Genomic DNA, 23,334 nt, shown 5'->3' on the forward strand with positions numbered 1-23,334 from the left:
ATCAGGACCCCGCGGCCGCCTGCTCCGCAGGTTCCGGATCCCGCTGCCTCGCTGCCGCCGGTGCCGCCAGCAGCTCGGAGAACGCCAGCTCTGCCGCGCCTACCAGCAGCAGGTCCGCGCCCAGTGCTGCCCGGCGGATTTCGACCTGCCGGCCCAGGCCGCCAATGCCGCCCTGAGCCACCGCGTTCTGCAGCCGCCGGGGATCGAAGGAGAACAGGACTCCGAGGAACCCGCCCAGCAGGATGGTGCGCGGATTGAAGATGTTCACGAAGTTGACCAGGGCTTCAGCGAGCAGGTCCAGCTGGCGGGCGGCAGCAGCCTCGAACTCCGGCGTGCGGCGGCCGGACATGGCGGCTTCAAGCTCTTCGAGGTCTGCGTGCTCGAGTCCCAGCGGTGCCAGCAGCCCGCCCAGGTTCACCTCGGTTTCAAGGCAGCCGCGCCGGCCGCAGAAACAGGCCAGCCCGTCCGAGCGGACCAGCGTATGGCCCAGTTCCCCCGCGAAACCCGCCTGCCCGCCCAGCGGCACACCGCCAACGACGGCGCCGCCGCCGATCCCGCTGGCACTGCCGTTGAGGTACACCACGTCCGTCTGGCCCACACCGGCACCGAAAACGGATTCGGCAAGGGTCCCGAGCGTGGCGTCATTGCCTGCGAAGGCCGGCAGTCCCAGCGCCTGCGACAGCGCCTGGCCCAGCGGTTCATCCGTCCAGCCCAGGTGCGGTGCCAGGCGCACCGATCCGTCGGCGCTGTCCACGAGTCCGGGAACCGCTGCCCCTACTCCGACAATCCGGTCCATGGTTGCCAGTTCCGCTGCCATGCCTTCCACCACTGCCCGGGTGATGCTCAGGGTTTCCGCCACGCCGGGAACGGCCGCGGCGTCGTAACGGACCCTGCGGTGGACCTTTCCGCCCAGGCCCACCAGGCCTACCGTCACGGCGTCGACGTCGGGATGTACTGCCAGCGCGGCAACACGTTCATTGGGGTGGACCAGCGGGCTGGGACGCCCGGCCCGGCCGGCAGCAGCGGGCTCGGTCTCGTAGGCGAGGCCCAGCCGGGACAACTCGGCGGCCAGGGCTCCGATGGTGGACCGGTTGAACCCGGTGAGCCGGGTCAGCTCTGCCCGGGAGAGCGCTCCGCGGCGGTGCAGCAGGGTCAGCACCCGGGAGAGGTTCTGTACGCGGATGCTGTCTGTGGCCGGTTTGCTCGGCATGCGCTGGGTCCTTTGCGGAGAGAACTGAACGCTTGATTGTTGCACGGAACACCATTTTCGACAGTACGTTGCGGCAGGAAATGCGCCCCGGGAACCCATTGACAGTGGCGTGAGGGGTGCATATGTTGTTGACCACAACTAATTCAGTGGACCCACCTTTCTGGAGCAGAGCACATGACAAAGACGCCAACACCTGCCGACCACTTCACCTTTGGACTCTGGACCGTCGGGTGGACGGGCAACGACCCGTTCGGCACCGCGTCCCGCGCCGACCTGGACCCCGTGGAAGCAGTCCACAAGCTTGCCGACCTGGGCGCCTACGGCGTCACGTTCCATGACGATGACCTGGTGCCCTTCGGCTCCTCCTCCCAGGAGCGGGACCTCATCCTCAAGCGCTTCCGCGCCGCACTGGCCGAGACCGGCCTGCAGGTTCCCATGGTCACCACCAACCTGTTCAGCCACCCGGTCTTCAAGGACGGCGGCTTCTCCTCCAATGACCGCTCCGTGCGCCGATTCGCCCTGCGCAAGGTGCTGCGCAACATGGACCTGGCCGCTGAACTCGGCGCCAAGACCTTCGTGATGTGGGGCGGACGCGAAGGCGCGGAGTACGACGGCTCCAAGGACATCTCCGCAGCGCTGGACCGGATGCGCGAAGGCGTGGACACCGCCGCCGCCTACATCAAGGACCAGGGCTACGACCTGCGGATCGCGCTGGAGCCCAAGCCCAACGAACCGCGCGGAGACATCCTGCTGCCCACCGTCGGCCACGCCCTGGCCTTCATCGCCCAGCTCGAGCACCAGGACATTGTGGGTCTGAACCCGGAAACCGGGCACGAGCAGATGGCCGGACTGAACTACACGCACGGCATCGCCCAGGCCCTGTGGGCCGGCAAGCTCTTCCACATTGACCTCAACGGCCAGAAGTCCATCAAGTACGACCAGGACCTGGTCTTCGGCCACGGCGACCTCACCAGCGCGTTCTTCACCGTGGACCTGCTGGAGAACGGCTTCCCGAACGGCGGGCCGGTCTACGAAGGCCCGCGGCACTTCGACTACAAGCCTTCCCGTACCGACGGTTACGACGGCGTCTGGGAATCGGCGGCCGCGAACATGTCCATGTACCTGCTGCTGAAGGAGCGCGCGCAGTCCTTCCGCGCGGACCCGGAGGTCCAGGAAGCCCTCGCGGCATCCGGCGTCGGCGAACTGGCTGAACCCACGCTGGCGGCGGGGGAGAGCACGGCGGACCTGCTCGCTGACGCGGCATCGTTCGAAGAGTTCGACGCCGATGCAGCCGCCCAGCGCTCCTTCGGCTTCATCCGGCTGAACCAGCTGGCACTGGAGCACCTGCTCGGCGCCCGGTAGGCCTCCTTCGGCGGCGGTGCCGCCCCTGAGCAGTTTGCTAGCATTCCTGGTTCCGGGCACTGAAGCCCGCTCCGCCTGTTGAAAGGTCCGTTATGCCGCTTGTCGCAGGAGTGGACAGCTCCACGCAGTCCTGCAAGGTCGTTATCCGCGACGCCGAAACCGGGGCCCTGCACCGTCAGGGAACAGCCCGGCACGCGCCCGGGACCGAGGTGGATCCGGAAACCTGGTGGCGCGCGCTGCTTGAGGCTGCTGCAGCGGCGGGCGGCCTGGAGGACGTCGCTGCCGTGGCGGTGTCCGGCCAGCAGCACGGCATGGTCTGCCTGGATGCTGACGGGGCAGTGGTGCGGGATGCGCTGCTCTGGAATGACACACGGTCCGCCGCCGCGGCCCGGCACATGATCGAAGATGCCGGGCCCGACGGCGCGGCCTACTGGGCGAAAACGACCGGCACCGTGCCGGTCGCGTCCATCACGGCCGCCAAGCTGAAGTGGCTGGCGGACAACGAACCCGAAAACGCCGCACGGACCGCCGCCGTGTGCCTGCCGCATGACTGGCTGTCCTGGCGCCTGGCCGGCCATGGCCCGGGCACCGGGGGACTGGCCGCCCTGCGCACTGACCGCTCCGATGCGTCCGGCACCGGCTACTGGTCCCCGGCAACCGGGCAGTACCTGCCCGAGGTCCTCGACGCGACGCTCGGCCACGTTCCGGCCCTGCCCGTGGTCCTCGGCCCGCTGGAACCCGGGCTGCAGACCGCCGCGGGGACCGTGATCGGTCCAGGCACCGGGGACAACGCCGGGGCCGCACTCGGCGTCGGCGCCACCGTGGGCGATGTGGTCGTGTCCGTGGGAACTTCCGGGACTGTCTTCGCCGTGACCGAGGACCCTACGGCAGATGTCACGGGGCTGGTGGCCGGGTTCGCAGACGCCACCGGAAACTTCCTTCCGCTGGCCGCTACCCTGAACGCCTCCCGGGTCCTGGACGCGACGGCAGGTGTGCTCGGCGTCGGGCTTCCGGCGCTCACCGAACTGGCGCTGACCGCGGAACCCGGAGCCGGCGGCCTCTCACTGGTTCCCTATTTCGAGGGGGAGCGCACCCCCAACCTGCCCGAGGCGCAGGCGAGCCTGCACGGCATGACGCTGGCAAACTACACTCCCGCCAACCTGGCCCGCGCGGCCTTCGAAGGAGTGGCCTGCTCGCTGGCGGATGCCTTCCGCGCAGTGACCGGACTGGGGATCGAAGCGCGGCGCGTCATCCTGGTGGGCGGCGGCGCCCGCTCGGCCGCCATGCAGCAGATACTGTCCTCCGTGCTGGGCATGCCGGTGGATGTCCCGGAACCGGGGGAATACGTGGCCGACGGCGCTGCCCGCCAGGCAGCTGCCGTACTCACCGGAGCCTGGCCCGAATGGAAAACCCACGACTCGCTGACGGTCTCCGCCCCGCCCGCGCCCCAGGTGCTGGAACGTTACCGGGCCGCAGCGCAGCGAATGCACGGTTCCGCCAGCTGACCTGCGGCGCAGCAATACCTGCGGCAACGGCAAGCCTGTTTGCCATGGGTAAAAACTAATGGGTACTGTGACGGGCGTAACACCGGTATCCGGCGCAATGGAGCGCCGCAGAATTATGGACGGAATAAAGCAATGAAAGCTACCTGCAGTGAACCGCTGCAGCCGGATGGAACCGTCCGCTGGCCGTACGCCCATCCCTGCAGGCCCGCACCGGGCGCCGGGGCATGAGCGCCCTTAAACCGGCCACCGCACCCAAACAGGAACTCCTGAAAACCCCGCCCGAGCGCGTCACGGACCGCGGCAGCCTCAGCGCCCTGTGGTACCTCGTTCCCGCGCTGGTTGTTTTCGCGCTGTTCCTTTTCTACCCGCTGGGCCGGTCAGTTTTCCTTTCCTTCCAGGGCAGCGACCTGTTCGGCCGTCCCTCCGGCTTCGTCGGGTTCGACCAGTACATCCGCATGTTCACGGACAGCGGTTTCTGGACGGTCATGGGTGTAACGCTCGGATTCACGGTGCTGACCGTGATTCCCTCCATCGGCATCGCACTGGCGCTTGCGCTGCTGCTGCACCAGAAGATCAAGGGCATCCGGTTCTTCCGGACGGCCTTTGCCCTTCCGTTTGCCTACTCCGTGGCTACCGCCTCGGTCATCTTCGGCGTGATGTTCAACCAGGCCACCGGCGTGCTGAACGGCATGCTCGGCTTCTTCGGGTTCGACCGGGTCGGCTGGCTCACGGACCCGGCCTGGGCCCTGGTCTCGGTATCCCTGGCCACGGTCTGGATGCAGCTTGGCTACAACCTGCTGGTACTTTCCGCAGGCCTCGGGGCGGTCTCCGAAGACGTGGTGGAAGCGGCCCGCCTGGACGGTGCCCACGGCTGGCGGATGCAGCGCTCCATCATCATGCCGCTGCTCACACCCCAGATGTTCTTCCTGCTGGTCACCGGAACCATCCACGCCCTGCAGAGCTTCGGCCAGATCCACATCCTCACCAAGGGCGGCCCGCAGGACAGCACCACCACGCTCGTGTACTCCATCTACGAGCAGGCATTCGCCAACAACAACTCAAACTTCGGCTACGCGTCCGCGCAGGCCGTGGTGCTTCTGATCATCGTGGTAGTGGTGTCCGCCATCCAATTCGGTGTCCTGGAACGGAAGGTCTTCTACCGATGAGCCGCACAGCAGCCCCCGCGCCCGCGAAGCCCCCGGCGGCAGTGGGCCGTCCCCGGGACCTGAAGAAGAGCCAGCGCCGCCCCCTGACACCCGGACGGGTCCTGACGTACGCCGCGCTGAGCGTCGGCGCCGTCATCGTCCTGTTCCCCGTCTATTTCGGTTTCGTCGGCTCCTTCATGGGCCCGGCAGACATCAACGCCTACCCGGCGTCGCTGTGGCCGTTCAACGGATTCCGGGTGGAGAACTTCGCCGGTGCGCTGAACTCGATCCCGCTCGGCCGGCAGTACGTGAACTCCGTTGTCATGGCAGGCCTGATCACGCTTGGCCAGCTGGTGACCTCCCTGCTGGCGGCCTACGCGCTGGTCTTCCTGAAGGTACGGGGCCGGGCCTTCTGGTTCGCCCTGTTCCTGTGCAGCATGATGGTGCCGGCCGAAGCCATCATCATCCCGAACTACCTGACCATGTCCTCCGCCGGACTGATCAACACGATTCCGGCGCTGACGCTGCCCTTCCTCGCTCACGGATTCGGTATCTTCCTGCTCCGGCAGGCGTTCCTGTCCTTCCCCACGGAACTCTGGGAAGCGGCCAAGATCGACGGCGCCGGCCACTTCCGGTTCCTGATTTCGGTTCTGGTCCCGCTGTCCAAGCCCACCCTGGCGGCACTGGGAATCTGGGCCTTCCTCTCGGCCTGGAACATGTATTTCTGGCCGCTGCTGGTCACCCAGACCCCGGAAATGCAGACCATCCAGATTGGCATCACCCAGCTGCGTTCCGCAGACAACTTCAACGCCGGGCTTGTCCTGGCCGGAACGGTCCTGGCCATCATTCCCACCCTGCTGCTGGTCATCTTCGGCCAGCGCTTCATCGTCCGCGGCCTGACCGCGGGTTCCATCAAGTAAACGCACCCAGGCCAAACACCACGGCTATCCGGAGCCCCGGCTCCGGCCAATCCTGAAGGGATATTCATTGCGAACTACAACCAGAGGACGCCGGCTGCCAATGATGGCCGCCGGTGCCGCGGGGCTTGCCCTGGTACTGTCCGCCTGCGGCGGGGGCAGCAGCACGGGAGGCGCCGGTGAAGCGCCGGCCGCGGATGCACTTGAATCAGCCGACGGCGTCACCACCGTCAATTTCTGGCACTCGATGGACGGCACCAACGGCGAGACCCTGGGCAAGCTCATTGATGAATTCAACGCTGCCAATGAAGGCAAGATTGAGGTCAAGGGCGTCTACCAGGGCGACTACGATTCCACCATCACCAAGTACAAGGCTGCGGTCCAGTCCAACAGCACGCCCAGCATGGTGCAGATCTACGACATCGGCACCCAGTTCATGATCGACTCCGGCGCCGTGCTGCCCACCCAGGCGTTCATCGACCGGGACGAATACGACGTCTCGGACCTGCAGCCGAACATCGCCGGCTACTACACGATCGACGAGGACCTCTGGTCCATGCCTTTCAACACCTCAATGCCGGTCCTGTACTACAACAAGACCCTCTTCGAAGCCGCCGGCCTGGACCCGGAAACGGCGCCCGAAACCCTGGACGAGGTTGGCGAAGCAGCCGCCGCGCTGTCCAAGAAGAACGGCGGCCCGGCGGAGTTCGGCTTCAACGCGGCCATCTACGGCTGGCTCCTGGAGCAGGAAATCGCAGCCAACGGCGCCCTCTACTGCAGCCCGGACAACGGCCGCTCCGGAGAACGCGCCTCAGACTACAGCTTCAACAATGACACCGCCGTCGAGTTCGTGGACTGGTGGAAGGGCCTGGTCGCTGACGGGGTTGCCGGCAACACCGGCCGCGCCACCGCGGACGCACAGAACGCCTTCAAGAGCGGCACCATCGGCATGACCCTCGAATCAACGGGCGCGCTGGGCGGCATGCAGAAGGCAGCCGAGGAGCAGGGCTTCGAACTGGGAGTCGGCTTCTACCCGAAGATCGAGCAGAACGATTCCGGTCCCATTATCGGCGGTGCCTCGCTCTGGATCTCCGGTGAAGGACACTCCGACGCCGAGAAGGAAGCTACCTGGCAGTTCATGCAGTTCCTTGCCGAGCCGGCCACCCAGGCCACCTGGCACACCGGCACCGGCTACTTCCCGATCTCCAAGGCCGCACTGGATGAGCCCGAGGACATCGCCTGGCGCGAGCAGTACCCCCAGTTCGACGTCGCCGTGCAGCAGCTCGAGGCAACCGAACTGACCGCCGCCACCCAGGGCTGCGCAGCCGGTTCCATGCCGCAGGCCCGCAAGGCCGCCGAGGACGCACTGGAAGGCGCGCTGCTTGGCGGAGACAGCAAGACGGAGCTGACCAAGTCCGTTGACGCGCTCAAGAGTGAAATCGAGAACTACAACAACTCGGTTCAGTAGCCCGGTCACCCCTCGAAGCGCCGGTTCCGCCCCCACTCAGGGAAGCGGGACCGGCGCTTTTGCGCGTGCCGGGGTAGTCTCCCGGAATGGGCACCGACTACAGCATCCGCCGGGAAGACCCGGAAGACCGCGCCGCAGTGGACAATCTGACCCGCGAGGCGTTCTGGAACGTGTACCGTCCGGGCGCGGTTGAACACTTCCTGCTGCACCGTTACCGCTCCCTGCCGGAATTCGTTCCCGAGCTGAGCCTGGTCCTTGAGGCGGACGGCCGGATCGCCGGCCACATCATGTACAGCCGCGCAGAACTGATGCGGGAGGACGGCGGCGCGCTGCCCATCCTGGTCTTCGGGCCGGTCTCCGTGCTGCCCGAGTACCAGAAGCGCGGTTACGGCGCGGCACTGATCCGGCACACCCTGGCCGAGGCAGCCGAACGCGGCTTCGGCGCCGTCGTTATTACCGGGAGCCCGGAGTATTACCGCCGCTTTGGCTTCGCGGAGGCGAAGACCCTGGGGATCTATTACGACGGCGTTCCCCGGGATGAGCCCACGCCGTACCTTCAGGCGCTTGAACTGCAGGACGGTTACCTTGCCGAAGGTCCCTGGATCTACCGGGATCCACCCGGTTATGCGGTGAGTGACGAGGATGTGGACGCGTTCGACGCCCGCTTCCCGCCGAAGGAGAAGCTGAAGCTGCCGGGGCAGCTCGGGTAGCAATGCCGCCCATCCGTGGTTGACCGCCTCGAAACGGGTATGTGAAGGTTGCTTACTATCTGCTCGCCGACGAGGAGGACCAGTGGAAGCAATGGTGTACCGCGGCCCGTACAAGGTTCGGGTCGAAGAAAAGGACATGCCGCGCATTGAGCATCCCAATGACGCGATCATCCGGGTAACCCTTGCGGCGATCTGCGGCTCCGACCTGCATCTTTACCACGGCCTGATGCCCGACACCCGGGTCGGTACCACCTTTGGGCACGAGTTCATCGGCGTCGTCGAGGAAGTCGGCTCCTCCGTGCAGAACCTCAAGCCGGGGGACCGCGTGATGGTTCCGGCGAACATCTACTGCGGTTCGTGCTGGTTCTGCGTCCGCGGGCTGTACTCCAACTGCCACAACGTGAACCCGAACGCCACCGCCGTCGGCGCACTGTACGGCTACTCCCACACCACCGGCGGCTACGACGGCGGCCAGGCGGAGTATGTGCGGGTGCCGTTCGCCGACGTCGGACCGTCCATCATCCCGGACTGGATGTCAGAGGAAGACGCGCTGATGTGCACCGATGCCCTGGCCACCGGGTATTTCGGCGCGCAGCTGGGGGACATCCGGGAACGCGACACCGTGGTGGTGTTCGGGGCCGGGCCTGTGGGGCTGTATGCCGCCAAGTCTGCGTGGCTGATGGGTGCCCGGCGGGTCCTGGTGATCGACCACCTGGACTACCGCCTGGAAAAGGCGCGGGACTTCGCCCACGCAGAGACCTACAACTTCACGCAGTACGAGGACATTGTGGTCCAGATGAAGAAGGACACCGGCTACCTTGGCGCGGACGTGGCGATCGATGCCGTGGGCGCCGAAGCGGACGGGAACTTCCTGCAGCACGTCACCGGCACCAAGCTCAAGCTCCAGGGAGGTTCCGCCGTTGCCCTGAACTGGGCCATTGATTCCGTCCGCAAGGGCGGGACCGTCTCGGTCATGGGTGCCTACGGTCCCATTTTCAACGCGGTGAAGTTTGGTGACGCCATGAACAAGGGCCTGACGCTGAACATGAACCAGTGCCCCATGAAACGGCAGTGGCCGCGCCTGTTCGAGCACATCCGCAACGGCTACCTCACGCCAAGCGACATCATCACCCACCGCATTCCGCTGGAGCATATTGCCGAGGGTTATCACATTTTCTCCTCGAAGCTCGATGACTGCATCAAGCCGGTCATTGTGCCCAGCGCATCCTGAACCCGCAAAGGAGCTCCCCATGGCCTACACCGCCCGGAATCCCGTTACTGTCCCCACCGCCGAGGAACTGCGGGCACGCATCCCCGGATGGGGAGCGGACCTGAATCCGCTCGACCGGCCGTCCGTTCCCAAGCTGCAGTTCGATCCCGGGCGCACCGGCGCGCACTGGGACTTCCCCGAGCAGCAGGAGGAAACCTATCCGCGGGAACGGTCGATCGAGCATGAGCGGCTGACCCCGGTCTTCGGCACCGCCGTACCGCTCAAGGGCGTATCGGGAGCGATGCGGCGCCTGGCCTACAGCCGCTACAGCGAAGCACGTGCCGCGCACTGGCTGATCCTCCTCGCAGCGGACCGGGTCGACGCCTTCGGCGCACACGTGACGTCCCTTGCAACCCTGCATCCGGATAATCCCATCACCGAAACCGGAGTCCTCAGCGAGTTTCGCCGCGGCGGGCTCTCCTCACGGGCGGGGCGGCGCAGGGCGGACGTGAACCACGCCTGGATCGACCCCATCGTTGCCGGCGCGCCTTGGGTCATTGCCGGGGGTGCGGTATTCGCCGGGGTGCGGGCGCTGCGGCGGCTGCGGAACTGACTCCGGCTGAAGCAGCTGGTTAGCGGGACCCTTTCAGGATGCCCGCGGGCAGGCCTAGTCTTCGGGGTATGACGCAGGACCCAGTCCAGTCCAACCCGGACAACTATTCGGTGGTTTTCGAGAACGACCGCGTGCGCGTCCTCGAGTACCGCGACACCCCCGGACACCGGACCCTTGTGCACCGGCATCCTGACAGCGTAATGATTACCGCCAGCTCTTTCCGCCGGCGGCTCAGCACCGGCGGCCGGCAGCGGGAGGTCGAACTGCCGTCCGGTGCCGTCCAGTGGCTCCCCGCCCAGGAACACGTCGGCGAGAACATCGGCGACACGGACACCCATGTGTTCTTCGTCGAACTCAAGGAGTAATTCAATAATCCTTGACGTTCTTCAGAAGTTACGTAACTCTTGAAGAATGAGTTCGCGCGATGATCGCCTGCAGGCACTCGAGGAGCGGGTGGCTGCCCTGGAAGAACGGCTCACGGCTGCGCCGCCGGCGAGCCGCCCGGAGGCAGATGACATCTTCTGGGCGCTCAACGGTATTCGGGACCGCTATCCGGACCCGGGAGCCGTCCTGTTCGCCGGAACCGCCAGCACTCCCGCCGGTGAGCGGTACGAGTACCAGTACGGCCTCGAGACAGGACACCTGCTCGACGTCGACTGGGCACCCTTCGCCGAGTCCCTCGCCGCCCTGGGCAACCCGGTGCGGCTGTCGATACTGCGTGCAGTCCTGGGCGGAACTGAAACCGTGGCCGCGCTCGCGGAGGAACTGGGTGCCGGCACCGCCGGGCAGATCTACCATCACGTCAACCAGCTCAGCGCCCAGGGCTGGCTGGCTGCCCATGCCCGTTCCCGCTACCGGGTTCCGGCGCCGCGGGTCATTCCACTGCTGGCCATCCTTACCGCTGCCACAGGAGGTAACTGATGCCCGAAGCCGTAACCCGCACACTGACACCACGGATGCTGGCGGGAGGTGCCGCCGCCGTCGTTATTCTGGTCATTGGCGTGGCTGCGGCGCCGTGGCCGCCCAAGCTCTCCGACAGCGTCACCGGCGATGCTGCCCTGGCCGAGCGGGTGCGTCCGCTGCTCACCGCTCCGGCGGATCAGGTCAGCGTGGCGTACATCGACGGCGATGACGTGCGCTACGCCGGCTTCGGCGCTGACGAACACACCGAATATGAGATCGGGTCCGTCAGTAAGACCTTCACTGCCTCGCTGCTTGCCGATGCCGTGGACCGGGGAGAGGTCACGCTGGATACCACCGTCGCGGACATCCTGGGGGAAGACCTCCTGGACCCGAATGCTGAAATTGGCACCGTGACGCTGGCCGAGCTGGCCAGCCACCGTTCCGGCCTGCCGCGGCTGGCAACAGGACTCGATGCCCTGCCCTCCCTCCTGGCCGGACAGCTGCTGAACCGGGATCCGTATACCGCCTCGCCGGAACAGGTCCTGGAGCAGGCTCAGGCCTCCCGCCTGGACGGCCGCGGAACGGCCACCTACTCGAATCTGGGCTACGCCTTCCTCGGCCAGCTGCTGGCCAGGGCTGCCGGCGCCAGCTGGGAAGAACTCCTGGCCGAGCGGGTGCTGACCCCGCTGGCACTGGCGGAAACCTTCGCGCCGGTCACTGCAGGGAACCTGCCCGACGCCGCTCCCACCGGGCGAAGCGCCGCGGGCCGTCCGGAACGAGCCTGGACAGCGAACGGCACGGCGCCGGCAGGCGGAATCCGGTCCACCGCCGCTGACCTGGTGCTTTACGCACGGGCGCAGCTGGACGGAACTGCCCCGGGCGCCTCGGCGCTGGAACCGCAGTGGGACGACGGAAGCGGCGGCCGGTACGGGCTGGCCTGGATCACCGAAGAACACTGGGGCCGGGAGATCACCTGGCACAACGGACAGACCGGCGGATTCTGGTCCATGGTGGCACTGGACCGGGAGTCCGGCACCGCCGTCGTGATGCTCTCCAACGTCTCAGCCGGACACGAAGAAGCAGTGTTTGAGCTCCTCACGGCAGGTGCCACATGATGGCCGCAGCGATCGCGTGGGTGATCCCGGCAGGCCTGGTGGTCTACTGTGACTGGGCAGCCTACTCAGCCTGGACGCCGTCGTTGCCGGAGAAATCCCGCAGCGCCTATCTCGCAGCCCTGCTGGAGGCCGGCTTCGTGGTGGTGGTTTGCCGGCTGATGATTGAATTCTCGTCCGTGACGGTCTGGTTGTGGGTATTTTCCGTTGCCGCGCTGGGGATTGCTGCCGCAGGTCTGGTTGTCCGCTGGCCGGAGCTGCCGGGACGGCGTGTCCAGCCGGAGTCCGGAACACCGGCGACCGTCCGTGTGAGCAAAAACAGGGGACCGGGGCCGGCGACGGTCACCAGCTATGCGGCCGTCCTGGCTGCCGCTGTGGCAGCGTCCGTGGTGATCGGCTGAGCCCGGCAGACCGTTGCTCAGCCTGCCGGATTGGCACTGCCGGCGGTTGAGCCGCCGGCCAGAACCCGGCGCAGGAACGCCGCGGCAGCCACGTCGTCCTCTATTCCGCCGGCCTCGTGCCCGTTGAAGGGCCAGACCTGCAGTTCCTTGGGCCCGGAATAGTTGTTATACGCCGCATAAACGGTGGACGGCGGCGTGATCTCATCCATCAGGCCCACCGAAAACAGGGCCGGAACCTTGGCCCGCTTGGCGAAGTTGATCGAATCAAAATACTGCAGGGTCTGGTGCACCTGCTGCACCCGCGTGCGGTGGATCGCCAGATAGTCCACCAGCTCCCGGAACGGGTACGCATCCGTCACCTGCAGTGCCCGGGGAATGTCGGACAGGAAAGGCACTTTCGCCACGATGGCTGCCAGCTCCGGGGCCAGCGCCGCGGCGGCGACTGCCAGCCCGCCGCCCTGACTCATCCCCACGGCAGCGCAGCGGGTGGGATCCACCCGGTCCGCTGACCTCAACGCCTGGACAGCCCGGACGGCATCCGTGGTCAGCCGCCGGTAATAGTACGTCTGGGGATCGGTGACGCCGCGGGTCATCACGCCTTGCCCCTGGGGCCCGGCACTGCCAGCGGCATCAGGGGTGTCGCCGGTGCTCCAGCCCGCTCCCTGCCCGCGGGTGTCCATCTCCAGGTGCGCGAAACCGCAGGACGCCCAGAAGAGGTTTTCGTGCGCGTCGCCGCGGCCTCCGCCGTAGCCCACAAACTGAACCACGCCGGGCAACGGACCGGACGCTCCGGACGGCACCCGCAGCCAGGCGCGGATCGGTTCGCCGGCATAGCCGTTGAAGGTCACGTCCCAAACGTCCACCGTGGACAGCACGGTCTCGACTGGCTCCAGGCTCAGGCCCAGCGGATGGGCCTGAGCCTCGGCCAGGGTCTGTGCCCAGAATTCGTCGAACCCGGCGGGCTCACTTTGGCTGCCCAGATAGGTGGCCAGCTGGTCAGCGGGCATATCCATGTACACGTGAATTCCTCCTACGGCCCTGTGAGGTCCACCGGCCCTTCGGCCACGTGAACTCCACAGTGCAGCCGCCGGGTGTGATCCACCGAGCGTACCGGTCCCGTGAGCGTAATTCCGGCGCTGAGCCGGATGTCAGTACTGGAGGCCCCGAAGCGCAGTTCCAGTTCTCCAGGCTCCACCCGCCGCTGCCCGTCCACCCCGGTAAAGGAGGCCAGATCCGCCGGCACGGTAAACCGGACGCGCGTGGATTCCGCGGCCTGCAGCGGCACCCGGGCATAGCCAATGAGGCGCTGCACGGGCCGCACCACGGAAGCCACCGGATCGTGCAGGTACAGCTGAACCACTTCCACGCCGTCGCGGTTGCCCGTGTTGGTCACGGTCAGGGAGGCAGCGGCTTCACCCGCAGTGCTGATTTCAGTGCTGTCCACAGACAGCGAGTCCCAGGCGAACTGCGTGTAGCTGAGCCCGTGGCCAAAACCGAAGGCCGGCGTCGGATCGATGCTGGACACATCCGTCCGCCCGGCCAGCGGCGCCGCCAGATAGCCGGCGGGCTGGCCCCCGGGCGTGGCCGGAACACTGACCGGCAGCCTGCCGGAGGGATTAACGGCACCGCTGAGCACCCGTGCGACGGCGGGCCCGCCTTCCTCCCCGGGGAAAAAGGCCTGCACAACGGCGGCGGCGCGGGACACACCGGCCCCCAGCGCATACGGGCGGCCGGTCAGCAGCACGGCCACCACCGGTGTGCCGGTGTCCAGCAGGGCCTCCAGCAGCTGCTGCTGCACGCCCGGCAGCACCAGGGACTCGACGTCGCATCCTTCGCCGCTGGTGCCCCGGCCAAAGAGCCCGGCACGGTCTCCAAGAGCGGCAATCACGACGTCGGCTTCCCGGGCCGCTGCCACCGCGGCGGCGATCCCGGACACGTCCGGATCATCGATTCCGCAGCCGGCAACGTACTCGATGCGGCTGTCCGGGAACTCCGTCCGCAGCGAGTCCGCGACCGTTGGCAGTTCAATGCCCGCGGCGATCTCCGGGAACTGCGAACCGACGTGGGCCGGGAACGAATAACAGCCAAGGAATGCCATCGGATTCTCGGCATTGGGACCAACGACGGCGATGCGCGCCGGAGTCTGCAGCGGCAGGATGCCGTTGTTGCTGAGCAGGACAACGGACTCCTCGGCCAGCTCACGGGCCAGCTTCCGGTTTCCGGGCGGATCCAGGTCCACCGTGGACTGGACCGCTTCGAGATCCGAGGCCCCGGCAGCCAGCGCTTCCGGTACCGGGCTCCAGTCCTCGTCCAGCAGGCCGAGTCCGATCTTCTGCAGCAGGACCCGCCTCGCCGCGGCATCCACCAGGGCCGGGTCCACCCGGCCGGCTTTCAGTTCTTCCAGCAAATGCTCCCCGTAGGCATCCACGGTCGGCAGCTCCACATCAACCCCGGCGGCCAGGGCAGCCGCCGCGGCCTCGCCGCGGTTACCGGCCACACCATGCAGGTCCTGCAGGAACCCGATGCCGAAGTAGTCGGCCACCACAGTTCCGGCAAATCCCCAGGTGTCCCGCAGGAGTCCGGTGAGCAGGGACCGGTCGGCTGCGGAGGGAATGCCGTCCGTATCCGTGTAGGCGTGCATCACGGAGCGCACGCCGGACTCCCGCACGGCCATCTCGAACGGCGGCAGGACGACGTCGGCGAATTCCCGCGGACCCATTGAGACCGGCGCAAGGTTCCGCCCGGCGCGGGAGGCCGAGTAGCCGGCGAAGTGCTTCAGCGTGGCGACGATCCCGGACTGTTCCAGGCCCTGGACGTAGGCCGTGGCAATGGTGCCCACCAGGTACGGGTCCTCGCCGATGGTCTCTTCCACCCGGCCCCAGCGGGCATCGCGCACCACGTCCAGCACCGGGGCCAGTCCCTGGTGGACGCCCACCCGGCGCAGGTCCTCACCAATGGCCCCGGCCATTTGCCGGACGAGGTCCGGATTGAACGTGGCGCCCCAGGCCAGCGGAACCGGGTACGCCGTCGCCCCCCAGGCCGCGAACCCGGCCAGGCACTCCTCGTGCGCCATCGCCGGAATGCCAAACCGGTTGGAGGCGGCGATCCGTTCCTGGGTGCGCATCAGGGACAGGGCGCCGGCACCGGCGTCGACCGGTTTGGTGCCGAAGGGACGGGTGAGCTGGCCCAGTCCGGCGGGCAGCAGTGCCTCAAGGTCCGGTGGCTCGTTCATTTCGTGCTGGTGCGGAGCTACCTCGGCGCCGTCGGCGGAGGCACCGACCCACACTCCGATCAGCTGGGCGGTCTTTTCTTCCAGGGTCATTTGGGACAGCAGGGCGTCCGCGCGTTCGGCGGGGGAGAGGGAAGCATCCCGCCAGGGGACGCGCTTGGTGGTGGTGTTCGACATGGGTCACTTTCCGCCAGCGCCCATAAGGCCCTGGACTAGTGCGCGGCGCGCAAAGAGGTACACCAGCAGCACGGGAATCATGGAAAGCATCACGGCGGCGAGGATGCCGGGGACGTTGATTCCGTACTGGGTCTGGAAATTGAAGAGGCCAAGGGTGATGACCCGGGTCGACTCCGACTGGGTCAGGATCAGCGGCAGCAGAAAACCGTTCCAGCCCTGCAGGGCGGCGAAGACGGCGATCGTTGAAATCCCGGGCTTGGACAGCGGCAGCACCAGCCGCACGAACGTCCGCCAGGTTCCGGCGCCGTCCACGGCCATCGCCTCGTACAGCTCCGGGGTGATGTCCCGCATGGTTCCGGAGAGGATCAGCGTGCAGATCGGCAGGGCGAACGCCGCGGTGGGCAGGATGATGCCCAGCAGGGTGTCATAGAGCCCCACCGTGTTGATCAGGTAGAACATGGGAACGATCACCGCCTGGACCGGAATGGCCAGGCCCAGCAGGAAGAACCGGAAGATCAGCGTGGTGGTGCGCGACTGGCTGCGCACAATGGCGTAGGCCAGCGGCGGCACTACCAGGAGCACGATTCCCACCACTCCACCCGTGACGATCAGGGTGTTCAGGAAGTACAGCCCGAACCCGCTCTGGAAGACCCCCACGTAGTTCTCCAGCGTGAAGCTGGTGGGGAAGGAGAGCGGCCCGCCGGCGCTGAACTCGCTGCGCGTCTGCACACTGGCGGCAATCATCACGTACAGCGGCAGGGCAACGATCAGGAGCCAGACCACGGCGGCGGCTCCCGCGATGTAGTTGGGGCGCGTGCGCATCTAGACTCCTTCCATGGTGCTGCGCATCTTGTCGTAGCCGGAGACTTTGACCATGATCAGCGAGATGGTGGTGGCCACGACCACCAGGACGAGGGCGACGGCGGCGCCAATGCCGAAGTCGAACCGGCGGAAGGCCTGCTCGAACATGTAGAAGGCCGTGATGGTGGTGTCGGTGCCCGGTCCGCCGTTGGTCAGGATCAATACCGTTTCAAAGGTGGTCAGCCCGCCCACGACCATCAGGATCACGGACGTGATGATTGAATTGCGCAGCTGCGGCAGCGTGATGCTGAAGAACGTGCGTGCCCGTCCCGCGCCGTCGACCTCCGCTGCCTGGTAGAGCACCTGCGGAATCGCCCGGGCAGCACCCTGGTAGATCAGCGTGTGGAACGGCGTGAACTGCCACATGCTCACGAAAATGATGACGCCGATCGCGGTGGCCTGGTGGCCGAAGAGGTTGCCGTCGCCAAAGAGCCAGCGGAACTGGGACGGCACGCCGAAGTTGGGGTCCAGCAGCGCCCGCCACAGGACCGAAATAGCGGCTGAGGAGAGCAGCAGGGGAACGAAGTAGATCGCGCTCAGGACGGCACGGTTCCGCTGCGGCCCGGCAGCCCAGACGCCCAGCAGCATGCTCACCGGGGTCTGGGTGGCCACACCGAGGACGATGAAGAGCAGGCTCAGCCAGAGGCTCTTGAGCATTACCGGGTCTCCGGCGAGTTCCTGCCAGTTCTCCATGCCAACGAACTTCGGGTCACCGATGCCGCGCCAGCTCATGAAGGACAGCACCACGACGGCGATCAGGGGAACCACGGCGAACAGCAGGAAGAACACCGTGGCCGGGAGGGTCCAGGCCAGCCCCGGACGGGGTGTGCGGGCCGAGCGTCCGGACGCCGCCGGACGGATCTGTTGGGATCCGTCCGGCAGCGCCGGCGGCTTCGGAGGAAGCAGCGCAGTCATGAGGAGCAGTCCCTACAGACCCTGCATGGCGGCGATGAAGCCGTCTTCGTCGATCCGTCCGCTGAAGAAGTCGGACATCGCTCCGTGGATGGCAGGAGTTGCCGAGGGCGGGTAGGCCTGGTCCCAGGAGAGCTGGAACGCGGGGGCCTGTTCGACGAGCCCGTACTGGAACCGGGCGTAGTCGGGGTCGGCGGACTGGTCCAGGAACTGCTCCGTGTTGGTGGTGGTCGGCAGGTTGCCGATTGCCACCTGCTCCTGGACGAACTCATCCGAGTACATCAGCTTCAGGAAATCGCGGACCGTGTCCGGGTACCGGGTGTTCGCCAGGACGGAGTAGAAGTTGTTGGTGTTGCCGACCAGGTTCTTCGGATCGCCCTTGCCGCCGTCGATGGTCGGGAACTCGCTGTAGCCCAGGGACCCGGACTCAACGAACTCGGGTGCGGCGTCCTGGTGCGTTGAGTAGGCCCAGGAACCCATCAGCTCAAAGCCTGCCTGTCCGCTGGAAAGCAGGGACGCTGAGCCGCCGTCGGTGAACTTCACGGACTGGAAGTTGGTGCCGAAGGCGCCGGCATCCACCAGCTCACGCAGCATGCCCAGGGCCTCACGGCTTTCTTCCGAGTCCCAGACCTCGGTGTCCCCGGCCAGGGCGCTTTCGAAGAGTTCCGGACCGGCTACGCGGTCATAGACGTATTCGACCCACATCAGGGTGGGCCATTCATCGGCGCCGCCGAGGGCAATCGGGGTGACCCCTGACGCCTTGAGCTTCTCCACCGCGTCCAGCAGCTCGTCCCAGGTTTCGGGAGCGCCGTCCACCCCGGCACTGGCCAGGACCTCTTCGTTGCTGAAGAGCATCACCGGCTGGGTGCCGCGCATGGGAATGCCGTAGGCCTGGTCATCGACTACGGCAGTGTCAAAGACCGAAGGGAGAAAGGCATCCTTCAGCTGCGGATCTTCCTCGATGAAGTCATCAAGCGGCATCAGCAGTCCGGCGTCCACGTAGTCGGTAATGGATCCGCCGCCCCAGTTGAAGAACACATCCGGCGCTGAATCCGTGTCGATGACGGTCTGCAGCTTCTGCTGGTAGTCGGCACCGGGGATGGTGTCCAGGACAACTTTGACGTCCGAGGTTTCGTTGAACTTGTCCACCATGGCCCGCTCGACGTCGTTGCCGGCGTCGCCGTAGACCAGGACGTGGATTTCATTTTCGGGCCGGTTGCTGGCGGCGGATTCGCCGCTGTTCGAACAGGCGGCCATCGACATGCCGAGAGCCAGCGCGCCCGCGGCTGCGGTAGCTGGTTTCAGCCAGCTGCGGTTGTTCCTCATTGAACTGCTCCTCACTGGAAGGTCTTCCGGGAAGTGTATTCCGAAAGTTTCGAAACACTTGCCGAAAGTTCTGGACTGCGGCTAGCTTAGGATGCAGGGATGTGATGCGCAACACTTTTTAGCTGCGTCTTCGCGCCGGGAACTTTCGCACGGAGGAGATACGAATGGCACAAACGCCTGCGGCTGGTCGCATTACCCTCGCGGAACTGGCGGCAGAGGCCGAAGTTTCGCTGTCGACTATTTCGAAAGTTCTCAACGGCCGTTCGGACGTTTCGCGAAAAACCAGGTCGAAAGTTGAGGCGCTGCTGGACGGACACGGTTATCAGCGCCGGGCCAGCCGCAGCACCAAGTCCGGCCTGCTGGAGCTGGTGTTCCACGAGCTCGAGAGCGCGTGGGCGCTGGAGATCATCCGGGGCGTTGAAAACGTGGCCCGGGAACACGGGCTGAGCGTGGTGCTCACGGAGAGCGGTACCCGGCATTCACCCGGCCCCGAGTGGGTGGAGGGCGTGATTGCCCGCCGGCCCGCCGGCGTCGTACTGGTCTTTGCGGACCTGGCGCAGGAATCCCGCCGCCTGCTTGAATCCCGCGGCATACCGTTCGTGATCATTGATCCGGCGGGGGATCCGGCACCGGATGTTCCCTCGGTGGGATCGGCCAACTGGGCCGGCGGGATGATGGCCACCCGCCACCTGATCGACCTGGGCCACCGCAGGATTGCCGCCATTACCGGGCCGGAGGACCTGATGTGCTCGCTGGCCCGCATCGACGGTTACCGCTCAGCCCTCAACACTGCGGGGCTGGACTTCGACCCGGAGCTGGTGCGGTACGGAAACTTCCACGTCGACGGCGGGAGGGACCACGCGCTGGACCTGCTCGCACAGCCGAACCGTCCCACAGCCGTCTTCGCCGGCAGCGACCTGCAGGCCCTGGGGGTGCTCGACGCCGCCCGGCAGCTGGGCATCACCGTGCCCGAGCAGCTTTCAATCGTGGGCTATGACGACCTTCAGGTGGCCCGCTGGTCCTCGCCCGCCCTGACCACGGTGCATCAGCCGCTGATCGAGATGGCCGAGGAAGCCGCGCGCATGGTGCTGATGCTGCGTGACGGCGAACAGCCCAAGAACACGCGGCTGGATCTCTCCACATCCCTGGTGGTCCGGCAGAGCACTGCCGCCCCGCCGGAAGGAACCGTTTAGGCCCGGCTTCCGCTTAGGCCTGGTCAGGGGCCCCGACGCCGTCGGTCCGGGGAGCGGAACCCAGCCGGCGTCGGCCGCGGCGGTAGGCCGGCGTCGTGGCCAGGACCAGGTTGATCATGAGCGCACAGCCGATGATCACCCCGGCCATCGACAGTGCCGAACCGCCGAAGACGCCGACCAGCGGGCTGATGAGCCCCGCCAGCCCCACCTGCAGGCATCCCAGGAGCGCGGCGGCGGTTCCGGCCATGTGGCCGTAGCCGTCCAGCGCCAGGGACGTGGCGTTGGAGAAGATGAACCCGAGCATGCCCAGCACCACCCAGAGACCGGCCACCAGGCCGATGACGCCGCCGAATCCGGTGGCGATGATGACCGGCAGGATCACGGCCAGCACCAGCAGGACCGGTGCGGCGATGCGCAGGATGCCCGCGGAGGGGAAACGGTTCAGCAGGGAAGCGTTCACCTGGGAGGAGACCACCATGGCGACGCCGTTGACCGCGAAGATCAATGCGAAGGTTGCGGGAGAGAGGCCGTACTCCTCCTGCATCACGAATGGCGAGCCCACCACATAGCTCATGATGATGCCCATGGACAGGCCGGGGATGACGGCGAACGCGAGGAAGCGGCGGTCGCGCAGCAGGATCCGGTAGCCGCCGGGTTTGCCGGACTTCGGGGTGCCCTTCTTCGCTTTGGTGAGGCGCCGTTCCGGCGGCAGGGTTTCCGGCATCCAGCGCCAGACGATGACCACCAGGATCACGCCGATCAGCGCCAGGGCGTAGAAGACCGCCCGCCAGGCCCAGATCCCGGCAACTGCCTGGCCCAGGGTGGGTGCCAGCAGCGGAGCCAGTCCGATCATCAGCATCAGCCGCGAGAGCAGGCGGGCAGCGTCGGATCCCGTGAACCTGTCCCGGATCACGGCGATGGCCACCACGGAGGCGGCCGCGTTGAAGAAGCCCTGCATGATCCGCAGGCCAATGAGCAGGCCGATGTTCGGGGCGATGGCACACAGGAGCGAGGTCACCACGTGCATTGAGATGCCGACCAGCAGCGGCAGCCTCCGGCCGAACCGGTCGGACAGCGGGCCAATCACCAGCTGGCCCACGGCGGTGCCCAGGAGGGTGCCGGATAGCGTGAACTGGGCCGCCGTCGTCGTGGTGGCCAGGTCCGAGGCGACCTCCGGAAGGGCCGGGAGGTACATGTCGGTGGTCACGGCCGGCAGTGCCGCGAGGGCACCCAGCATCAGGATGTACTTCAGGCTTCGGGACCGGGAGGAGGTGCGTGCGGGGGAGGTTTTGGACACCGGGGAGGGGCTCCTAAGCAGGATTATGAAGACGGTGGGCCTCGGCCAGTATAGTCCCGCCGAAAGGCCAGTTACGGCTTGTTTCAGCCCTCAAACGAGCCGTAACTGGCCTTTCGCGGGAATGGGTCGGGAAGCGTTGACCGGTGCGGGGCGGAGTTTCACACTGGAGGAACATCCCGCCCCGCCGAGTGAACCCCGTTGACCGCCGACGAGCTGAGGCGATACCCATGGAAAAGCGGATTCTGGACTACACCGACTGGCAGGACACGGCAGATACCCTGCATCTCTTCCTCCAAATGGCAGGCAAGGTCAAAGTCGAACGCAGCTACAAACGGCCCGAATGGGGCCATGTGCGCCTGCCGCTGACCATTGACGGGATCGGCACCGGAATCATCCCGGGAGACGGATCCAGCTTCGAGATCTACTTCAACCTGCGCCAGCACCACGTTGACGTGCAGAACACCGACGGCGGCAAGTCCCGGATTCCCCTCGGCGACGGCCTGAGCGTGGCGGACTTCCATTCCCAGCTGATGGCCGCGCTGGACTACATCGGCATGCCGACGGCGATCAACACCACGCCGCAGGAGTTCTACGACGAGACTCCGTTCGATGAGGACACCAAGCACGCCTCCTGGGACCGGCACGCGGTGGAGGCGTACCTGGAGAACCTGCACTTCGCCCACCGCAGCCTGTCCCGGTTCCTGGCACCGTTCCGCGGCAAGGTGGATATGCCCGAGTTCTGGTTCGGCACCATGGACCTCTCCGGAACGGTGTTCGCCGGGCAGGCCGCTCCGTACAGCGGCACCGACGTGATCGGAGTGAACTGCTTCGACGAAAAGTTCGTTGAATACGGATTCTGGCCCGGGGACGTGAAGATGTCCAAGCCGGCGTTCTTCGGCATGCCGTACCCGTTCTTCTCCGGCATCGAGAGCTATGCCACCATGCTGCGGCCCGACCGCGCGGAGTTCCGGCCGCAGATGAGCGAATTCATCCTGACGCTGGAGGACGCGTTCTCCTACCCGGATCCGGAGCAGGCCGTAGTGAATATGTGCCGGAGCAGCTTCGAGATTGTGCAGCGGATGGACCGGTGGGCAGACCTTGAGTGGATCACTGAACCGCTGTCCTATCCTGCGGCGTCCTCCGCGGGGTAGGCGGCGACAGGTACCGGGCGCGGCAGGGAAGAAAGGTAAGCCAGGGCTGCCGAGAGCCCGGCCTCGAAAGCGGCATCCGACCTGCCTCCGTGCTGGTACCGGCTGCCGTCCATCGCACGGTGCAGTACCGGTTCCGTTTCCGCTCCTGCCCGCCAGGCGGCGGAAGGCCCTGCTGTATCCACGGACGATCCCAGGCACAGGATGTCCAGGACGGAGATGCCCAGGATGACCTGCGAGTCGTCGAACCCTGCGCCGGCGAGCAGCACGGCAAGGCGCTCGTAGATTTCCAGGGTGGGGGCGTCGGTCACTGCTTCGCCGACCAGGAGCGGTATGGCCTTGGCATGCAGGCTCAGGACCTTCCGGTAGTTCCTCGTCCAGGCCGCCGCCTGCTCCTGCCAGGACCCCTGCGCGGGCGGGAAGCCGTCAGAGGCCAGCGCCTGGGCGCCGATGATTGAGCGCATCCCGTTGATGATTTCGGGACGGCCCTGCACATGGTGGTAGAGCGAGGAAGGACTCACGCCAAGGCGCCGTGCGAGCTGGGGGATCGTGAAATCCCCCAGCTCGTCCACCAGCTCCAGCGCACCCGTGTGGATCTTCTCCAGCGACAGCAGGGGAGTGCGGGGCCTGGCCAT

Annotated in this window: 22 protein-coding genes; 14 read left to right on the plus strand and 8 right to left on the minus strand. The window is 66.5% G+C overall.

Features of this window, described 5'->3' with window-relative positions; translation table 11 throughout:
- Nucleotide 1 precedes the first annotated feature (1 nt).
- Nucleotides 2-1,210, minus strand: coding sequence for an ROK family transcriptional regulator (locus tag NGB94_RS06105; RefSeq protein ID WP_325789719.1), 1,209 nt, complete (start codon nt 1,208-1,210; stop codon nt 2-4).
- A 174-nt stretch (nt 1,211-1,384) separates the two neighbouring features.
- Between NGB94_RS06105 and xylA the strand changes: the two genes are divergently transcribed.
- The 12 genes from xylA to NGB94_RS06165 all read left to right on the plus strand — a co-directional run bounded on the left by xylA (nt 1,385) and on the right by NGB94_RS06165 (nt 12,556).
- Entirely contained in the window at nt 1,385-2,572 is a 1,188-nt protein-coding gene (xylA, locus tag NGB94_RS06110; protein WP_325789720.1) for a xylose isomerase, read from the plus strand.
- Between the two features lie 92 nt (nt 2,573-2,664).
- Nucleotides 2,665-4,077 (plus strand): xylulokinase, encoded by a 1,413-nt coding sequence (locus NGB94_RS06115; RefSeq protein ID WP_325789721.1) that lies wholly within the window; start codon nt 2,665-2,667, stop codon nt 4,075-4,077.
- Nucleotides 4,078-4,301: 224 nt separating this feature from the next.
- Complete coding sequence (locus tag NGB94_RS06120; RefSeq protein ID WP_325789722.1) at nt 4,302-5,243, plus strand: sugar ABC transporter permease; 942 nt, start codon at nt 4,302-4,304, stop codon at nt 5,241-5,243.
- Nucleotides 5,240-6,142: a carbohydrate ABC transporter permease gene (locus tag NGB94_RS06125; RefSeq protein ID WP_325789723.1), complete on the plus strand. Its 903-nt coding sequence runs from the start codon at nt 5,240-5,242 to the stop codon at nt 6,140-6,142. The genes NGB94_RS06120 and NGB94_RS06125 overlap by 4 nt, the downstream gene beginning before the upstream one ends.
- A gap of 67 nt (nt 6,143-6,209) precedes the next feature.
- Nucleotides 6,210-7,607: an ABC transporter substrate-binding protein gene (locus NGB94_RS06130; RefSeq protein ID WP_325789724.1), complete on the plus strand. Its 1,398-nt coding sequence runs from the start codon at nt 6,210-6,212 to the stop codon at nt 7,605-7,607.
- Between the two features lie 86 nt (nt 7,608-7,693).
- Nucleotides 7,694-8,317 carry an N-acetyltransferase gene (locus NGB94_RS06135; RefSeq protein WP_325789725.1) on the plus strand — a complete coding sequence of 208 codons (624 nt, stop codon included), beginning with the start codon at nt 7,694-7,696 and terminating at the stop codon, nt 8,315-8,317.
- Nucleotides 8,318-8,399: 82 nt separating this feature from the next.
- Entirely contained in the window at nt 8,400-9,548 is a 1,149-nt protein-coding gene (locus NGB94_RS06140; RefSeq protein WP_325789726.1) for a zinc-dependent alcohol dehydrogenase, read from the plus strand.
- Nucleotides 9,549-9,567: 19 nt separating this feature from the next.
- A complete protein-coding gene (locus NGB94_RS06145; protein ID WP_325789727.1) occupies nt 9,568-10,140 on the plus strand; it encodes a hypothetical protein in 573 nt (190 codons plus the stop codon).
- 68 nt (nt 10,141-10,208) lie between these two features.
- Complete coding sequence (locus tag NGB94_RS06150; protein WP_325789728.1) at nt 10,209-10,505, plus strand: cytoplasmic protein; 297 nt, start codon at nt 10,209-10,211, stop codon at nt 10,503-10,505.
- A 46-nt stretch (nt 10,506-10,551) separates the two neighbouring features.
- Nucleotides 10,552-11,061, plus strand: a complete 510-nt coding sequence (locus NGB94_RS06155) for an ArsR/SmtB family transcription factor (RefSeq protein ID WP_325789729.1) — start codon at nt 10,552-10,554, stop codon at nt 11,059-11,061.
- Nucleotides 11,061-12,158: a serine hydrolase domain-containing protein gene (locus tag NGB94_RS06160; protein WP_325789730.1), complete on the plus strand. Its 1,098-nt coding sequence runs from the start codon at nt 11,061-11,063 to the stop codon at nt 12,156-12,158. The genes NGB94_RS06155 and NGB94_RS06160 overlap by 1 nt, the downstream gene beginning before the upstream one ends.
- Entirely contained in the window at nt 12,155-12,556 is a 402-nt protein-coding gene (locus NGB94_RS06165) for a hypothetical protein (RefSeq protein ID WP_325789731.1), read from the plus strand. The genes NGB94_RS06160 and NGB94_RS06165 overlap by 4 nt, the downstream gene beginning before the upstream one ends.
- Nucleotides 12,557-12,573: 17 nt before the next feature.
- Here the strand turns inward: NGB94_RS06165 and NGB94_RS06170 are convergent, their stop codons facing one another.
- The 5 genes from NGB94_RS06170 to NGB94_RS06190 are packed head-to-tail and all read right to left on the minus strand — an operon-like array spanning nt 12,574 to nt 19,061.
- On the minus strand, nt 12,574-13,569 hold the full coding sequence (locus NGB94_RS06170) for an acetylxylan esterase (protein ID WP_325789732.1): 996 nt from the start codon (nt 13,567-13,569) through the stop codon (nt 12,574-12,576).
- A gap of 17 nt (nt 13,570-13,586) precedes the next feature.
- Nucleotides 13,587-15,962 (minus strand): glycoside hydrolase family 3 N-terminal domain-containing protein, encoded by a 2,376-nt coding sequence (locus tag NGB94_RS06175; protein ID WP_325789733.1) that lies wholly within the window; start codon nt 15,960-15,962, stop codon nt 13,587-13,589.
- 3 nt (nt 15,963-15,965) lie between these two features.
- Nucleotides 15,966-16,784, minus strand: coding sequence for a carbohydrate ABC transporter permease (locus NGB94_RS06180; RefSeq protein ID WP_325789734.1), 819 nt, complete (start codon nt 16,782-16,784; stop codon nt 15,966-15,968).
- The gene (locus tag NGB94_RS06185; RefSeq protein WP_325789735.1) at nt 16,785-17,738 is read right to left on the minus strand and encodes a sugar ABC transporter permease; all 954 of its coding nucleotides are present in this window, start codon (nt 17,736-17,738) and stop codon (nt 16,785-16,787) included.
- Between the two features lie 12 nt (nt 17,739-17,750).
- Nucleotides 17,751-19,061 (minus strand): ABC transporter substrate-binding protein, encoded by a 1,311-nt coding sequence (locus tag NGB94_RS06190; RefSeq protein WP_325789736.1) that lies wholly within the window; start codon nt 19,059-19,061, stop codon nt 17,751-17,753.
- Between the two features lie 164 nt (nt 19,062-19,225).
- On the opposite strand from NGB94_RS06190, the gene NGB94_RS06195 reads away from it, so the two are divergent.
- The gene (locus tag NGB94_RS06195; protein WP_325789737.1) at nt 19,226-20,254 is read left to right on the plus strand and encodes a LacI family DNA-binding transcriptional regulator; all 1,029 of its coding nucleotides are present in this window, start codon (nt 19,226-19,228) and stop codon (nt 20,252-20,254) included.
- Nucleotides 20,255-20,267: 13 nt separating this feature from the next.
- Here the strand turns inward: NGB94_RS06195 and NGB94_RS06200 are convergent, their stop codons facing one another.
- On the minus strand, nt 20,268-21,551 hold the full coding sequence (locus tag NGB94_RS06200; RefSeq protein WP_325789738.1) for a multidrug effflux MFS transporter: 1,284 nt from the start codon (nt 21,549-21,551) through the stop codon (nt 20,268-20,270).
- A 227-nt stretch (nt 21,552-21,778) separates the two neighbouring features.
- On the opposite strand from NGB94_RS06200, the gene NGB94_RS06205 reads away from it, so the two are divergent.
- Entirely contained in the window at nt 21,779-22,702 is a 924-nt protein-coding gene (locus tag NGB94_RS06205; protein WP_325789739.1) for a DUF5996 family protein, read from the plus strand.
- On the opposite strand, the gene NGB94_RS06210 is transcribed toward NGB94_RS06205, so the two are convergent.
- Nucleotides 22,675-23,334 carry a TetR/AcrR family transcriptional regulator gene (locus NGB94_RS06210; RefSeq protein ID WP_325789740.1) on the minus strand — a complete coding sequence of 220 codons (660 nt, stop codon included), beginning with the start codon at nt 23,332-23,334 and terminating at the stop codon, nt 22,675-22,677. The genes NGB94_RS06205 and NGB94_RS06210 overlap by 28 nt on opposite strands.

It is taken from the genome of Arthrobacter koreensis (genome assembly GCF_035792275.1).
In the GTDB taxonomy this organism is placed as follows: Bacteria; Actinomycetota; Actinomycetes; order Actinomycetales; family Micrococcaceae; genus Arthrobacter_B; species Arthrobacter_B koreensis_A.

Bases quoted from the DNA above. Each gene is read 5' to 3' on its own strand.
- NGB94_RS06185 (WP_325789735.1), bottom strand. From the start codon at position 17,738: ATGACTGCGCTGCTTCCTCCGAAGCCGCCGGCGCTGCCGGACGGATCC.
- NGB94_RS06155 (WP_325789729.1), top strand. From the start codon at position 10,552: ATGAGTTCGCGCGATGATCGCCTGCAGGCACTCGAGGAGCGGGTGGCT.
- NGB94_RS06145 (WP_325789727.1), top strand. From the start codon at position 9,568: ATGGCCTACACCGCCCGGAATCCCGTTACTGTCCCCACCGCCGAGGAA.
- NGB94_RS06160 (WP_325789730.1), top strand. From the start codon at position 11,061: ATGCCCGAAGCCGTAACCCGCACACTGACACCACGGATGCTGGCGGGA.
- NGB94_RS06210 (WP_325789740.1), bottom strand. From the start codon at position 23,334: ATGGCCAGGCCCCGCACTCCCCTGCTGTCGCTGGAGAAGATCCACACG.
- NGB94_RS06205 (WP_325789739.1), top strand. From the start codon at position 21,779: ATGGAAAAGCGGATTCTGGACTACACCGACTGGCAGGACACGGCAGAT.
- NGB94_RS06135 (WP_325789725.1), top strand. From the start codon at position 7,694: ATGGGCACCGACTACAGCATCCGCCGGGAAGACCCGGAAGACCGCGCC.
- NGB94_RS06190 (WP_325789736.1), bottom strand. From the start codon at position 19,061: ATGAGGAACAACCGCAGCTGGCTGAAACCAGCTACCGCAGCCGCGGGC.
- NGB94_RS06170 (WP_325789732.1), bottom strand. From the start codon at position 13,569: ATGGATATGCCCGCTGACCAGCTGGCCACCTATCTGGGCAGCCAAAGT.
- NGB94_RS06120 (WP_325789722.1), top strand. From the start codon at position 4,302: ATGAGCGCCCTTAAACCGGCCACCGCACCCAAACAGGAACTCCTGAAA.
- NGB94_RS06150 (WP_325789728.1), top strand. From the start codon at position 10,209: ATGACGCAGGACCCAGTCCAGTCCAACCCGGACAACTATTCGGTGGTT.
- NGB94_RS06125 (WP_325789723.1), top strand. From the start codon at position 5,240: ATGAGCCGCACAGCAGCCCCCGCGCCCGCGAAGCCCCCGGCGGCAGTG.
- NGB94_RS06180 (WP_325789734.1), bottom strand. From the start codon at position 16,784: ATGCGCACGCGCCCCAACTACATCGCGGGAGCCGCCGCCGTGGTCTGG.
- NGB94_RS06175 (WP_325789733.1), bottom strand. From the start codon at position 15,962: ATGTCGAACACCACCACCAAGCGCGTCCCCTGGCGGGATGCTTCCCTC.
- NGB94_RS06115 (WP_325789721.1), top strand. From the start codon at position 2,665: ATGCCGCTTGTCGCAGGAGTGGACAGCTCCACGCAGTCCTGCAAGGTC.
- xylA (WP_325789720.1), top strand. From the start codon at position 1,385: ATGACAAAGACGCCAACACCTGCCGACCACTTCACCTTTGGACTCTGG.
- NGB94_RS06105 (WP_325789719.1), bottom strand. From the start codon at position 1,210: ATGCCGAGCAAACCGGCCACAGACAGCATCCGCGTACAGAACCTCTCC.
- NGB94_RS06165 (WP_325789731.1), top strand. From the start codon at position 12,155: ATGATGGCCGCAGCGATCGCGTGGGTGATCCCGGCAGGCCTGGTGGTC.
- NGB94_RS06195 (WP_325789737.1), top strand. From the start codon at position 19,226: ATGGCACAAACGCCTGCGGCTGGTCGCATTACCCTCGCGGAACTGGCG.